This window comes from Streptomyces sp. NPDC030814 (genome assembly GCF_055572155.1).
Genome location: NZ_JBVIDX010000008.1, coordinates 336,482 through 350,800 on the forward strand (window position 1 = coordinate 336,482; position 14,319 = coordinate 350,800).

At 68.9% G+C, this 14,319-nt stretch carries 12 protein-coding genes, 1 rRNA gene and 1 riboswitch; of the genes, 1 reads left to right on the top strand and 12 read right to left on the bottom strand.

Annotated features, from left to right (window positions below):
• Window positions 1-9: 9 nt before the first annotated feature.
• A complete protein-coding gene (gene gcvP / locus ACZ43N_RS19975; protein WP_468099029.1) occupies window positions 10-2,895 on the bottom strand; it encodes an aminomethyl-transferring glycine dehydrogenase in 2,886 nt (961 codons plus the stop codon).
• Window positions 2,896-3,067: 172 nt separating this feature from the next.
• Window positions 3,068-3,164: riboswitch (glycine riboswitch) on the bottom strand.
• A gap of 125 nt (window positions 3,165-3,289) precedes the next feature.
• Here gcvP and ACZ43N_RS19980 point away from each other — a divergent pair.
• The gene (locus tag ACZ43N_RS19980; protein ID WP_468099030.1) at window positions 3,290-3,658 is read left to right on the top strand and encodes a PRC-barrel domain-containing protein; all 369 of its coding nucleotides are present in this window, start codon (window positions 3,290-3,292) and stop codon (window positions 3,656-3,658) included.
• 31 nt (window positions 3,659-3,689) lie between these two features.
• On the opposite strand, the gene ACZ43N_RS19985 is transcribed toward ACZ43N_RS19980, so the two are convergent.
• The 11 genes from ACZ43N_RS19985 to rrf all read right to left on the bottom strand — a co-directional run.
• Window positions 3,690-5,099 carry a DNA polymerase IV gene (locus ACZ43N_RS19985; RefSeq protein WP_468099032.1) on the bottom strand — a complete coding sequence of 470 codons (1,410 nt, stop codon included), beginning with the start codon at window positions 5,097-5,099 and terminating at the stop codon, window positions 3,690-3,692.
• Between the two features lie 162 nt (window positions 5,100-5,261).
• Complete coding sequence (locus ACZ43N_RS19990; protein WP_468099034.1) at window positions 5,262-5,942, bottom strand: MerR family transcriptional regulator; 681 nt, start codon at window positions 5,940-5,942, stop codon at window positions 5,262-5,264.
• Between the two features lie 349 nt (window positions 5,943-6,291).
• A complete protein-coding gene (locus tag ACZ43N_RS19995; RefSeq protein WP_028797289.1) occupies window positions 6,292-6,765 on the bottom strand; it encodes a bifunctional nuclease family protein in 474 nt (157 codons plus the stop codon).
• Between the two features lie 85 nt (window positions 6,766-6,850).
• Complete coding sequence (ftsR, locus tag ACZ43N_RS20000; protein WP_468099035.1) at window positions 6,851-7,606, bottom strand: transcriptional regulator FtsR; 756 nt, start codon at window positions 7,604-7,606, stop codon at window positions 6,851-6,853.
• 44 nt (window positions 7,607-7,650) lie between these two features.
• Window positions 7,651-8,622, bottom strand: coding sequence for an FHA domain-containing protein (locus ACZ43N_RS20005; RefSeq protein ID WP_468099036.1), 972 nt, complete (start codon window positions 8,620-8,622; stop codon window positions 7,651-7,653).
• Window positions 8,623-8,683: 61 nt separating this feature from the next.
• Window positions 8,684-9,559: a DUF881 domain-containing protein gene (locus ACZ43N_RS20010; protein WP_468099038.1), complete on the bottom strand. Its 876-nt coding sequence runs from the start codon at window positions 9,557-9,559 to the stop codon at window positions 8,684-8,686.
• Between the two features lie 5 nt (window positions 9,560-9,564).
• Window positions 9,565-9,897 carry a small basic family protein gene (locus ACZ43N_RS20015; RefSeq protein ID WP_009343209.1) on the bottom strand — a complete coding sequence of 111 codons (333 nt, stop codon included), beginning with the start codon at window positions 9,895-9,897 and terminating at the stop codon, window positions 9,565-9,567.
• Complete coding sequence (locus tag ACZ43N_RS20020; RefSeq protein WP_468099040.1) at window positions 9,894-10,799, bottom strand: DUF881 domain-containing protein; 906 nt, start codon at window positions 10,797-10,799, stop codon at window positions 9,894-9,896. Before ACZ43N_RS20020 ends, ACZ43N_RS20015 begins: the two co-directional genes overlap by 4 nt.
• A 97-nt stretch (window positions 10,800-10,896) precedes the next feature.
• Window positions 10,897-13,392, bottom strand: coding sequence for a sugar phosphate nucleotidyltransferase (locus tag ACZ43N_RS20025; RefSeq protein ID WP_468099042.1), 2,496 nt, complete (start codon window positions 13,390-13,392; stop codon window positions 10,897-10,899).
• 114 nt (window positions 13,393-13,506) lie between these two features.
• Entirely contained in the window at window positions 13,507-14,115 is a 609-nt protein-coding gene (locus ACZ43N_RS20030) for a CDP-alcohol phosphatidyltransferase family protein (protein ID WP_468099044.1), read from the bottom strand.
• 109 nt (window positions 14,116-14,224) lie between these two features.
• Window positions 14,225-14,319 (bottom strand): 5S ribosomal RNA (rrf, locus tag ACZ43N_RS20035); the annotation flags it as partial.

Sequence of the window (14,319 nt, forward strand, 5' to 3'; positions counted from 1 at the left end):
CGCTGGTGACTACTCTTCGTAGGCGTCCAGCGGCGGGCAGGAGCAGACCAGGTTCCGGTCACCGAAGGCCTGGTCGATCCGGCGCACCGGCGGCCAGTACTTGTCGGCGGGCTTGACCCCCGCCGGGAACACTGCCTCCTCGCGGGTGTACGCATGGCTCCACTCGCCGCCGAGCGCGGCCGCGGTGTGCGGCGCGTTCCGCAGCGGGTTGTCCTCGGCGGGCCACTCGCCGGAACCGACCTTCTCGATCTCCGCGCGGATCGCGATCATCGCATCGCAGAACCGGTCCAGTTCGGCGAGGTCCTCCGACTCGGTCGGCTCGATCATCAGCGTCCCGGCCACCGGGAAGGACATGGTCGGCGCGTGGAAGCCGTAGTCGATCAGCCGCTTGGCGATGTCGTCGACACTCACCCCGGTCGTCTTCGCCAGCGGTCGCAGGTCGACGATGCACTCGTGCGCCACGAGCCCGGCCGGGCCGGTGTACAGCACCGGGTAGTGCGGCTCCAGCCGCTTGGCGATGTAGTTGGCGCTGAGCACCGCGACCTGCGTCGCCCGCTTGAGCCCCTCGCCGCCCATCAGCCGGACGTACGCCCACGAGATCGGCAGGATGCCCGCCGAGCCCCACGGGGCGGCCGAGATCGGGCCCACGCCGGTCTCCGGGCCGGCCGCGGGCTGCATCGGGTGGTTCGGCAGATAAGGCGCCAGGTGCTCCCGGACCGCCACGGGTCCGACACCGGGACCGCCGCCGCCGTGCGGGATGCAGAACGTCTTGTGCAGGTTCAGGTGGGAGACGTCACCACCGAAGTGGCCGGGCTTGGCGAGGCCCACCAGCGCGTTGAGGTTGGCGCCGTCGACGTAGACCTGGCCGCCCGCGTCGTGCACCTGGGCGCAGATGTCGGCGACGTGCTCCTCGAACACACCGTGCGTCGACGGGTAGGTGATCATCAGCACGGACAGCTGGTCACGGTACTGCTCGATCTTCGCCCGCAGGTCCTCGACGTCGATCTCGCCGTCCTCGGCGGTCTTCACGACGACGACCTTCATGCCGGCCATCACGGCGCTCGCGGCGTTGGTGCCGTGCGCGGAGGACGGGATGAGGCACACGGTCCGCTGGTCGTCGCCGTTGGCCCGGTGGTAGCCGCGTACGGCGAGCAGCCCGGCCAGCTCGCCCTGCGAGCCGGCGTTCGGCTGGAGCGACACCTTGTCGTATCCGGTGACCTCGGCGAGCCGCTCCTCCAGCTCACGGATCAGCGTCAGATAGCCCTGCGCCTGCGCGGCGGGCGCGAAGGGGTGCAGCTGCCCGAACTCGGGCCAGGTCACCGGCTCCATCTCGGTGGTCGCGTTGAGCTTCATCGTGCAGGAGCCCAGCGGGATCATGCCCCGGTCGAGCGCGTAGTCCCGGTCGGCGAGACGGCGAAGGTAGCGCAGCATCGCGGTCTCGGACCGGTGCTCGTGGAACACGGGGTGCGCGAGGTACTCGTCGGAGCGCAGCAGCGCCCCGGGCAGCGTGTCCTCGGCGGCGGCGTCGAGATCCTCGACGTTGCCCTCCACGCCGAACGCCGTCCACACGGCGCCCAGCTGCGCCCGCGTGGTGGTCTCGTCGCAGGCGACGGACACCTGGTCGGCGTCCACGAGGTGCAGGTTCACGCCGTGCTCCCGCGCGGCGGCCACGACCTCGGCTGCCCGTCCCGGTACCCGCACGGTGAGCGTGTCGAAGTACGCGCCGTGCACGACCTCGACCCCGCCCGCGGCGAGCCCCGCGGCGAGGACGGTGGCATACCGGTGGGTGCGCCGTGCGATGGTCCGCAGCCCCTCGGGGCCGTGGTAGACGGCGTACATGCCGGCCATCACAGCGAGCAGCACCTGAGCGGTACAGATGTTGCTGGTCGCCTTCTCGCGGCGGATGTGCTGCTCACGCGTCTGGAGGGCGAGCCGGTACGCCTTGTGTCCGTCGGCGTCCACGGAGACGCCCACGAGCCGTCCGGGCAGGCTGCGTGCGAACTTCTCCTGCACGGCCATGTAGCCCGCGTGCGGCCCGCCGAAGCCCATCGGCACACCGAACCGCTGCGTCGTGCCGACCGCGATGTCGGCGCCCAGCTCACCCGGCGGGGTCAGCAGGGTGAGGGCGAGCAGGTCGGCGGCGACGGTGACGAGCGCCCCGATTCCATGGGCCTGCTCGATGACCGGCTTGAGATCGCGTACGGCACCGGAGGCACCCGGGTACTGCAGGAGCACGCCGTTGATCTCACGGGAGGCGATGTCGGCGGGAATGCCGTCGCTGAGATCGGCGACGACGATCTCGACCCCGGCGGGCTCGGCACGGGTCTCGATCACGGCGATGGTCTGCGGCAGCGTGTCCGCGTCGACCAGGAAGAGACCCTTCTTGTTCTTGCCCATGCGCCGGGACAGCGCCATGGCCTCCGCGGCGGCCGTGCCCTCGTCGAGCAGGGAGGCACCGGAGGTGGGGAGGCCGGTGAGGTCGGCGACCATGGTCTGGAAGTTGAGCAGCGCTTCGAGCCGGCCCTGGGAGATCTCGGGCTGGTACGGCGTGTAGGCCGTGTACCAGGCGGGGTTCTCCATGACGTTCCGCAGAATCACCGGCGGGGTGAACGTCCCGTAGTAGCCGAGTCCGATCATGGAGCCCAGCACCTGGTTGCGGTCGGCGAGTGAGCGCAGCTCGGCGAGCACCTCGGCCTCGGTTCGGGCGCCCGGCAGCTTCAGCGCCTCGGCGTTCTTGATCACGTCGGGGACCGCGGCGGCCGTCAGCTCGTCGAGCGAGCCGTATCCGACCTGGGCGAGCATCTTGGCCCGGGCCTCGGCGTCGGGTCCGATGTGACGCCGCTCGAACGGGATGCCCTGTTCGAGCTCTGCGAGCGGAATGCGGTGGGCGGTCATTGCGGAGGCCTCCTGGTCTGACGCGACCTTCGAGGGCACCACGGCACGGGTGCCCGGACGGCCTCCCCCTCTGTCATCTCGACCTGAGAGCTTCACCGGCCCGGGTGCGGGCCGGCTTTCACCGTCGGTGAGAGCGGAAACCGTCGACACCCGCTCTGCTTTCCAGAGTGACCTCGTCCGTGCGGTACGTGAGCCTGAGAGATTCCGGGGAGGATTTGCTCCTTCGGCGCCTCCGGATGGTGTCCGGAGGACTCTCCCGCACGGGTTCAACAGCCGATGCCAGCGTATCAGCGCGGTCAACGCACGTGTCTTCGAGTGGCCGCGTTCCCCGATGTGCCTTTTCGTAGTGGTGAGGAAGGATTTGCAACCCCCATGGCGACCACTTGGAGGGCCCGTGCAGACCGACATCGATCCGCGCAATCTGATCGGCCGCAAGGCGTTCGACCGCAAGGGCACCAAGATCGGCACAGTGGACGAGGTCTACCTCGACGACGCGACCGGCATCCCCGAGTGGGCCGCGATACGCACGGGCCTCTTCGGCCGCGACGCCTTCATTCCTCTTGAGCCCAGCGAGCTCGTCGAGGGAACCCTCCGCGTCCCCTTCGACCGCGCCCTCATCAAGGACGCCCCCGACTTCGGCGTCGGCCGCCACCTCTCCCCCGAACAGGAACTCCAGCTCTACCACCACTACGGCCTGGACGTGGCCCCGCCGCCCCCACTGGAGCACGACTTCGGCAACGCGGCGAGCCAGGAGGACACCTGAGGCGCACACCGAGGCCCCGACCTCGATCTCCTCAGCCCAGCGCCCCCCGCCCTTCCTCGTGCTCGGCTCCAGGCCCCGGCACGGGCACCGCCTCCGACGGCCGCACCGGTCCGCCCGGCACCAGCGGCAGCGGATCCACCACCTCGAGGTCGGCGTCGTCCGTGCGGAACGTCCGCACCCGCCCCGGCTCCGTGTCCCCGGGCGTCTCAAACCGTACGGTGACCCGCCCGAGCCCGCTGCCCTGCACCCACCCGTGCCCGTACTGGGCGTGCCGGACGTCATGCCCGGCCGACCACCGCCGCTCGACGGCGACACCCTCCTCCGCCACGGCCTCCTCCACCGCCTCCTCCTCCGGAAGCTCCGGCGCGCCCGCGGCCTGGGCGAACAGGTCCTCCTGCGTGTAGTCGGCGAGCCCGCTGACCCCCACTCCGAGCAGCCGCACCCCACCGGTGGTGTCGACGGCCTCCAACAGCCGGGCCGCGGCCTCACGCACCACAGCCGGGTCGTCGGTGGGCCCGCGCAGCGTCTCCGACCGGGTCAGCGTCGAGAAGTCGTACCTCCGCACCTTCAGCACGATCGTCCGCCCCGACAGCCCGGACGCCCTCAGCCGCCGCACGCACCGATCGGCGAGCCTCTGCACCTCAAGGCGGACCCGTACCCGGTCATGGATGTCCACGTCGTACGTGTCCTCCACGGACACCGACTTCGCGTCCCGCTCGGCGACCACGGCCCGGTCGTCACGCGCCAGCGCCATCGCATACAGGCCATGTCCGTGGGCCTTCCCCAGCAGCCGTACGATCTCGTCCTCGCCCGCCTCCGCGATCTCGTCCACGGTGGTGATCCCGGCGCGCCGCAGATGGTCCCCGGTCGCCGGCCCCACCCCTGGCAGGATCCGCACGGACATCGGCCCGAGCAGCGCCCGCTCGGTGCCGGGCTCGATGAGCACCAGCCCGTCCGGCTTGGCCTGCTCGGAGGCGATCTTCGCGAGCATCTTGGAGGCGGCGAGCCCCACGGACCCGGTCAGCCCGGTCACCGCTCGTATCTCCTGACGCAACCGCACTCCTGTCCCTCGGGCCGATGCCTCGTCCCAGGCCGCTCCCCCGGCCTCCAGGTCCACGAACGCCTCGTCGAGGCTCAGCGGCTCCACCAACGGCGACAGGGCGTGCAGAAGCCCCATGACCTGCTGACTGATCGCCCGGTAGAACGTGAAGCGCGGCGTGAGATAGGCGGCGTTCGGCGCGAGCCGACGCGCCTGCGCCATGGGCATCGCCGAGTGCACACCGAAAACCCTCGCCTCGTACGAGGCGGTGGCGACCACACCACGGGGGCCCAGTCCGCCCACGATGACGGCTTTCCCGCGCAGACTGGGCTTGGACGCCTGCTCCACCGAGGCGTAGAAGGCATCCATGTCGAGATGCAGGATCGTGGGCGCGGTTCTCACATCTCCGATGCTGCCCTACACCACTGACAATGCCCTGCTACGGCCGACGACGAGGCCCTGTAACCACCGACGGCAGCCCCCCGATACAGCGGCCGATGGCAGGCCCGGTCGCCAGTGATGGCAGCCCCTGCTGCGGCCGACCGCTCGGGCCGGCCGTCGCGCTCAGACCGCCCGGTTGCGCCTGCGCGCCAGTTCGTCCGCCGGGTTGGGGCGTACCAGCGTCTCGCCCGTGTCGATCCGCTCCCCGTGCAATTGGGAGAGAGCGCTTTCCACGTCGCGCCAGACCACCCCGACGGCGATCCCGAAGATCCCCTGGCCGCCTTGGAGCAGAGCGTGCACCTCGTCGGGTGAGGTGCATTCGTAGACCGTGGCCCCGTCGCTCATCAGCGTCATCCGCTCCAGGTCGCTGAAGCCCCGCTCCCGCAGATGCTGGACGGCCGTGCGGATGTTCTGCAGGGAGACACCGGTGTCGAGGAACCGTTTGACGATCTTGAGGACGACGACGTCCCGGAAGCTGTAGAGGCGCTGCGTCCCGGACCCATGAGCGGGCCGCACGCTGGGCTCCACGAGACCGGTGCGGGCCCAGTAGTCCAGCTGCCGATAGGTGATGCCGGCGGCGGCGCAAGCCGTCGGGCCGCGGTACCCGACGTTCTCGTGCGGCTCGGGCTCCACCTCCGCGCCGTCCTGGACGGCCGTCGGCAAGTGGGGGACGGGGCCGGCCGCGCCGGAATGGGGATATCCCCTGCTCGAGCGGAGCCGAGCGCTCGGGGGAGGGTACGCGCCACTCTCCCCCAGACTGCGTCCGGGGGCACCCCCAGCCGTACCGTCGCCGCTGTTTCTCACGCCGACCTCCGTCCTTGACCTGCCTTCTCGACGGTAGGCAGCCACCAGGGGCGCGTCAACGACCGCCACACTCGGCACGCCGAGTGATAATCACCCTGAGAGTGGTTTCCCGTGCCCTTCCGCGGGGAAAGGCTAGCCGAATGTGCTAAGCGGAACCGCAGAACACCGCATGGGCACGCGTCATGCGCCGGGGTCCCGAGACACGCCCCCCTTGATCGGCTAATCGCCGCGCCGGCCCTGACGGCCGGTGCGGCCCGGCAGTCGCCCCGCCCTCGGCCGCGCACCAGAGCCCCGGACCCCTGACGCGGGACCCAGCAGCCACCAGACCCGATCCAACCGCCGCCCGGCCTCACTGGCTGCTGGTACCGAAGTCCTCCGGCGAGATCTGGTCGAGGAACTCGCGGAACTTCTCCACCTCGTCCTCCTGCTCGTCCGGGATCGCGATGCCCGCGTCATCGAGCACCCCGTCACTGCCGAAGATCGGAGTCCCCGTGCGCAGCGCCAGCGCTATGGCGTCAGAGGGGCGGGCACTCACTTCGACGCCGCTGGCGAAGACCAGCTCCGCGTAGAAGACGCCCTCGCGCAGATCGGTGATGCGCACTTCCGTGAGCTCCTGACCGACGGCCTCGAGCACGTCCTTGAACAGGTCGTGGGTCAGCGGTCGCGCGGGGGCCATACCCTGCTGGGCGAAGGCGATCGCGGTCGCCTCCCCGGGCCCGATCCAGATGGGGAGGTAACGGTCGCCTCCCACTTCACGCAGGAGCACGATCGGTTGGTTGGAGGGCATTTCGACCCGGACACCTACGACATCGAGCTCGTTCACACAGCAACCCTAGGCCGTGCTCGGGATGTTTGGGTAGTCGAGCACGGATCGGCCGGGTGATCCGCCACAGGCGAACACTTCCGCTTCAGCGGAGCCTGATGCCCAGCGCGCTGCGCACGAGCGCCGCGTGCAGCTTCACCGTGAGCCCCGCCAGCTCTCTCGTCCGGTCCTCCGCATGCGCTCTGGTCTGCGGATTGCGGTGGCGGCGCAGCGGGGCGACCACCTGCTCCACGAGGCCCGCCTCACGATCGGCGGCGGCCCTCATCACCCGCAGATGCCTCGGCTCGATGCCGAACCGGCCCAGTTCCACCACTAGCGTGGCCACCGTGAGGGCCTCGGCGTCGTAAGAGCCGTCCGGCAGCGGCGCCACGAGCCCGTACGACTCCCACTCGGCCAGCTGCTCCTCGCCGATCCCGGCACCGGCGAGCAGCTCGGCACGCCCGATCCGGGCGACGGTGGGCTCCTCGGGCTCCCCGAAGAGCTCACTCAGACGCTCTCCGTCGCCGAGGTCGCGCTGGCGGCCCACCGACGGCAGCCGGACGTCCTCGCCCCGTTCCAGGGCCTCCAGGTGCTCACGGATCACCTTGAGCGGCAGATAGTGGTCCCGCTGCATCCTCAGGACGTGTCCGAGGCGCTCGACGTCCTCGGCGCTGAACTTGCGGTACCCCGAGGGGGTCCGCTGCGGCTCGATGAGCCCCTCCGACTCCAGGAAACGGATCTTGGAGATCGTGACCTCGGGGAACTCCTCGCGCAGCAGGTTCAGCACCGTGCCGATGCTCATCAGGCCACTGTTCGCGGCGGCGGTGCCGTGGTCGGCACCACCGCTCGTTGTTCGAAGCATGGACCTTCCCTGGGGATTCCCCCCGGAACGAGTCCGGGGGCGGGTCAGTAACCCCGCTGGCTCGCGTAGAAGACCAGCCGGTACTTGCCGATCTGCACCTCGTCACCGTTGTGCAGGGCAACCTGGTCGATCCGCTCACGGTTGACGTAGGTGCCGTTCAGGCTGCCGACGTCGGCGACCGTGAACGAGCCGTCCTGGCCCCGGCGGAACTCCACGTGCCGACGGGAGACGGTGACATCGTCCAGGAAGATGTCGCTCTGCGGGTGACGGCCCGCCGTCGTCAGGTCGCTGTCGAGGAGGAAGCGGCTGCCCGCGTTCGGCCCACGGCGCACGACGAGGAGTGCCGAGCCGAGCGGCAGCGCGTCGACGGCGGCCTGGGCCTCCGGCGACAACGCCGGCAGCTGCGTCTGCCCCGTCGTCTCGGAGTCATAGGCCTCGAGACCGGAGATCGAGATCGTGGAGGTCGTCTCGGACGGACGCTCGGGGACCGCGCCGGGACGCAGCGGCGCGCCGCAGTTCGAGCAGAAGCGGCTGTTCTCCGCGTTGCGGTTACCGCACCTCGTACACACCAGGGCCGACATCGACGGATCCTCCTGCCGCGGCTGCCCCGCCGGGGCATTGGACGCATACGGGTCGGTGGCAAACCCTCCACCCGTACCTGAGGTTGAGGGTTCCCCGAAACCTATGCGGCCCGACTGGGCAGGGTCAACAGACGGCGCGCCCTGACCTCCGGAAATGTCACCGCCCGGACCAGCGACCTGGTCCCGGAACAGCGGGCGCTCACCGCCCTGGCCCTCCGCCTGAGACGGCTGCGCGCGATGGCGGGAGGTCGCGTTGTCGCTGCCCTCTCGCGCGCTCTTGCCGAACAACTTCGCAAACAACTTCACGGGCGATTCCCCTTGACCGAAACAGACCCGCCCGTGGGGCAGGACGAACCCTGACTGAACACACCGGCCGACCCGGACATCCTGACAACGTCCGTTTCCACCAGACAGTTTCCACCACGCACCACCCATTCGGTGCGCCGACCCCCCGCAACCTCATGCCCTCGCCTGTCGACCCCTATGCACCTGCGGTTCACCGGGAGGACGACCGAGCGTAGTCAGGCCGCTTCGCCGCTCGCAAGGCGTCCACGACGATCTTGTCAGCCCGCTCCACGGTCACGGTGGCCTGCTCCTTCTCCAGTGTCTGCACCACGCCTCCGGGGATGTTCAACGCTGGCTCGAGGTCCTGCGGGTTGCCGATGACCTTGAAACGAAAGGGCTGGGTGATCTTGTTCCCGTCGACACTGATTCCCTCGCCGGAATCGGTGAGATAGGTGTTGGCCACCACGCGTACGCCGTTGACCTGGATCGCCTCCGCGCCGGCCGCCCGCAGCTCCTGGATCGCGTCGAGCAACATGTCCGCCTCGACCGTCCCCTTCGTGTCGTTGATCGTCAGCGTGATGCCGGGTCCCTGCGCCGCCACGGTGCCCGCCAGAATGCCGAGTTGCCGTTCCTTCTCGACCGTCTGCTTGCGAGCCTCCTCGGCCTGGTCCGAGCTGTTCTCCAACTCAGTGCGCTGATCTTCGAGACCCTGCTTCTCCTCCTCCAGACGCTGAGTACGGTCATCCAGTTCATCGAGGATGCGTACGAGATCTTCCTGACGTGCGCCACGCAGCGCGCTGTCGTCGTTGTTGGAGGCCACCTGGACGGCCAGACCGAAGCCCAGGCCGAACAGCAGGACGGCGACGATGAGTTGGGCCCTCGTGAAGCGCGGTGGCCACAGCCCCTGGGCCAGCCGCTGCCGTCCGGTCAGCCGGTTCTTCTCCTCCGGCACGGGCCTGCCGGGCCCCTCGGCGGCCGTGGCGGGAACCTCCTGCGGGAGCTCCCGGCGCAACCGGGTCGTGGGCTCGTCGCTCTCTCCCCCGCCCGAGACCGTCGTCGGCCTCGGCGTCTCGTGCTTCTCTCTCATCGGCCTCACGCCCGGAACACGTGCCGGCGGATCGCCGCGGCGTTGGAGAAGATGCGGATGCCGAGGACGACCACCACGCCGGTGGACAGCTGGGCACCCACACCCAGCTTGTCGCCCAGGAACACGATCAGCGCGGCGACGACCACGTTGGACAGGAACGACACCACGAAGACCTTGTCGTCGAAGATGCCGTCCAGCATGGCGCGCAAACCACCGAACACGGCGTCCAGGGCCGCGACGACGGCGATGGGGAGATACGGCTCGACCACCGCGGGTACCTCGGGCCGGACCAACAGTCCGGCCACGACTCCGAGGACGAGGCCCAGTACGGCGATCACGATGTGCCTTTCTTAGTGCTCGGTTCTGCTGTTCGTACGATCACGCTCGGCGCGGCCGGCACCTTGACGTCGCCCTCGACGGAGATGCTGGTCCGGATCCCGTAGTTCTCATGCAGGACGTGCAGATACAGCCCGTCGGGGCTGTTCTGGAACCTGGTGCTCAGCCGCTGCCCGTCCCCCACCGCGAGGACCGTGTACGGCGGCACCAGCGGCTTGTTGTCGACCAGTATGGCGTCGCCCGCGGCCCGGATCGCCGACAGCGCGGTGAGCCGCTGTCCGTTGATCGAGATGGCCTCGGCGCCCGACTCCCACAGCCCGTTGACGACCCGCTGCATGTCCCGGTCGCGCACCCGCCCGGTGTCGGAGAACCCCGAGGTCTCGCGCGCGTCGCCGGCACCGTCCTGGCTGGCGTTCTTGGAGTCGTTGACGATGAGCTTCACCCCGGGGCCGTGGACCTCGACGGCGCCCGACAGGATGCCCACGAGGTCGCCCTGCTCGCTCCCGCCACCGTTCTTGAGCGCCTCGCGCTGGCGCGCGCTCACGTCGTCACGGAGATCGTCGACGGAGTGTTCGAGCTTGTCCGCAGCCGCGGTCTTCTGCTGGATGCGGTCGATCAGCTCCTCGCGCTCCTTGGCGACCACCGGCGCGCTGATCCGCGCCTGCGCCGCGCCCACGGTCACGACCAGGGCGGCGAGCACCAGCCCGACGGCGAGGCCCAGTTTCGCCCGTACGGTTTTCGGCATGCCCCCGGTGCCATCGGCCTTCTTCCGGGCGGCTGCCTCGGCGTACCCGTCGTCGAGGCTGTGGTCCATGACGTTGGTGAGCAGCGACATGGAGGCGTCCGGACGCGACGGGCGCGTGGGTGTGCTCCGAACGGGGGGCTGCTGCGGCATGCCGCACATCGTCGCACGTCGCGCCCGCTACCTCCGAATGGCCCCACCCACGTGCCGGACAGGCCCCGTTGGGGGCACTTGTCCGGCACGCGCGTGTGCGGCTCTATTAGCGGCCGGCGCTGTCCACCACGGACGACCACTCGTCCAGCAGGGCCTGCGCGGAGGCGTCATCGGGTCCTTCGGCCCACAGGTGTGTGACGGCCTCCGCCGGGTCCGGCAGGACCATCACCCACCGCCCGTCGGTCTCCACGACCCGCACGCCGTCGGTCGTGTCGACATAGCGAGTGCCGGCGGCCTCCACGACCCGGCGCATCACCAGCCCCTTGACGGCCCACGGAGTCGCCAGGTCCCTCTTCAGGACGTGCGCCCGGGGAATCCGCGCGTCGATCTGGCTCAGCGTGAGCTGTGTCCGCGCCACCAGCCCGATGAGTCGTACGAAGGCCGCCGTCCCGTCGAAGACACTGCTGAACTCCGGCACGATGAACCCGCCGCGCCCGTCTCCGCCGAAGATGGTCGTCTCGTCGCCGCCGACCCGCGTCAGGTCGTCCGGCGAGGTGGTCGTCCACTCGACCTGCGTGCCGTGATACGCCGCGACCTGCTCGGCGATCCTCGTGGTGGTCACCGGCAGCGCCACGCGCCCGCTCCGCCGCTCCGCGGCCACCAGGTCGAGCATCACCAGCAGGGCCCGGTCGTCCTCGACGATCCGCCCCTTCTCGTCGACCAGCGACAGCCGCTCACCGACGGGGTCGAACCGCACACCGAAGGCGGCTCGCGACGACGCCACGATCTCGCCGAGCCGTACGAGACCCGACCGCCGCATGTCGCCCGTCTCCGTCGGCCTCGACTCGTCGAGACCGGGGTTGATCGTCAACGAGTCGACGCCCAGCTTGCCGAGCAGGCTCGGCAGGACAAGGCCGGCGCTGCCGTTGGACGCGTCCACGACGACCTTGAGCCCGGATTCGGCGATCCCCGTCGTGTCGACGTTCCGCAGGAGGGACCCGGTGTAGGAGTCGAAGACACTGGCCGGGAAGTGCAGATCGCCGATCTCGCCCGGGAACGCACGCCGGTACTCCTGCCGTGCGAACACCCGGTCCAGCTTCCGCTGACTGGCCTGCGACAGATCCGCTCCCTGACTGTCGAAGAACATGATGTCGACAGAGTCCGGCACGCCGGGTGTGGTCCGGATCATGATCCCGCCGGCACTGCCGCGAGCGGTCTGCTGCCGGGCCACCGGCAGCGGTACGTTCTCCAGGTCCCGTACGTCGATGGCGCTGGCCTGCAGCGCGGAGATGACCGCCCGCTTGAGCGCCCGTGCGCCTCGGGAGTGGTCACGGGCGGTGGTGACCGTCGACCCCTTCTTGAGTGTCGTCGCATACGCCCCGGCCAGCCGCACGGCCAGCTCCGGAGTGATCTCCACGTTCAGGATCCCCGACACACCCCGGGCGCCGAAGAGATGCGCCTGTCCGCGGGACTCCCAGATCACGGAGGTATTGACGAAAGCACCGGCCTCGATCGTCTTGAAGGGGTAGACGCGCACATTCCCCTGGATGATCGATTCTTCGCCGACGAGGCACTCGTCACCGATCACGGCGCCGTCCTCGATCCGAGCGGCCCGCATGATGTCGGTGTTCTTTCCGACCACACAGCCACGCAGATTGCTGTGCTGCCCGATGTAGACGTTGTCGTGGACGACGGCCTTGTGCAGAAAGGCCCCGCTCTTCACGACCACGTTCGAACCCACCACGGTGTGCTCACGAATTTCGACGCCGGCCTCGACCTTGGCGTAGTCCCCGACGTACAGCGGCCCACGCAGCACGGCGTCGGGGTGCACTTCGGCGCCTTCGGCGATCCAGACGCCGGGCGAGAGCTCGAATCCGTCGAGCTCGACGTCGACCTTGCCCTCCAGGACGTCGGCCTGCGCCTTCACATAGCTCTCGTGCGTGCCGACGTCCTCCCAGTAGCCCTCGGCGACATAGCCGTAGATCGGCTTGCCCTCCTTCATGAGCTGCGGGAAGACATCTCCGGACCAGTCGACGGGAACATCGGCCTCGACATAGTCGAAGACCTCGGGCTCCATCACATAGATGCCGGTGTTCACGGTGTCCGAGAAGACCTGTCCCCAGGTGGGCTTCTCCAGGAACCGCTCGACCTTGCCTTCCTCGTCGACGATCGTGATGCCGAACTCCAGCGGGTTCGGCACCCGGGTCAGACAGACGGTGACGAGCGCGCCCTTTTCCTTGTGGAAATTGATGAGCTCGGTGAGGTCGAAGTCCGTCAGGGCATCACCGGAGATGACGAGGAAGGCATCGTCCTTCAGGGCTTCCTCGGCGTTCTTCACGCTCCCGGCAGTACCGAGTGGCTTCTCCTCATTGGCATAGGTGAGCTCCATCCCGAGCTCCTCACCGTCGCCGAAGTAGTTCTTGACGAGTGACGCCAAGAACTGGACGGTAACGACGGTCTCATTGAGCCCATGCCTTTTGAGCAGCCGAAGTACGTGCTCCATGATCGGGCGGTTCGCCACGGGCAGGAGCGGCTTGGGCATGCTCGAGGTCATGGGGCGAAGGCGTGTGCCTTCGCCTCCGGCCATCACGACGGCCTTCATGTCGGAAGCGTCCTCCTTGAAGAGACGACGGTCTAGCCGACTTCACCCGTCAGATTGTCCCGCACTTTTCCGACGCGGGCCATCGAGCCACTACGGCCGTCCAATCGGACGGGCTCAATCGGCCATGGCGTCCGCCGCGACAAGTCGGCGGACCTGAACCACGTAGAGGATCCCTGCCCACCAATACAGCGTTGTACCCCATCCGGCGAACGCCCATCCGAAAATAGCAGCGAGTGACGAGATCCATCCGCTTCCGTCACTGAGCAACAGCAAGGGGAAGGCGTACATCAGGTTGAAGGTGGCCGCCTTCCCGAGGAAGTTCACCTGCGGCGGCGGATACCCGTGCCGGCGGAGGATGCCCACCATCACCAGCAGAACCAGCTCCCGCAAGAGAAGTACAGCAGTCAACCAAAGAGGCAGGATCTCGCGCCAGGTGAGACCGACCAGAGTCGACAGAATGTAGAGCCGGTCAGCGGCGGGATCGAGGAGCCGGCCGAGGCTGCTGATCTGGTTCCAGCGTCGCGCCAGCTTGCCGTCCAGATAGTCGCTGACGCCGCTCAGGGCGAGCACGAGGAGCGCCCAGCCGTCGACCTTGGGGCCGCCGAACTCGGGCCAGAGAATCAGCCACAGGAAGACGGGCACGCCAAGGAGCCGCGCCATGCTGAGGATGTTCGGGATGGTGAGGACCCGGTCCGTCTGGACCCGGGTCTCCTGGACCTCCACCCGGGGGCCTCCTGTGCAAAACGAGCCAATGATGCTCCCTGACCCTACCTCAACGCAAAAAAGCTCTGGCCCCCGGGCAGAGTGCCCAAGAGCCAGAGCTGTAAAAGGAGTTCGGCGGCGTCCTACTCTCCCACAGGGTCCCCCCTGCAGTACCATCGGCGCTGTAAGGCTTAGCTTCCGGGTTCGGAATGTAACCGGGCGTTT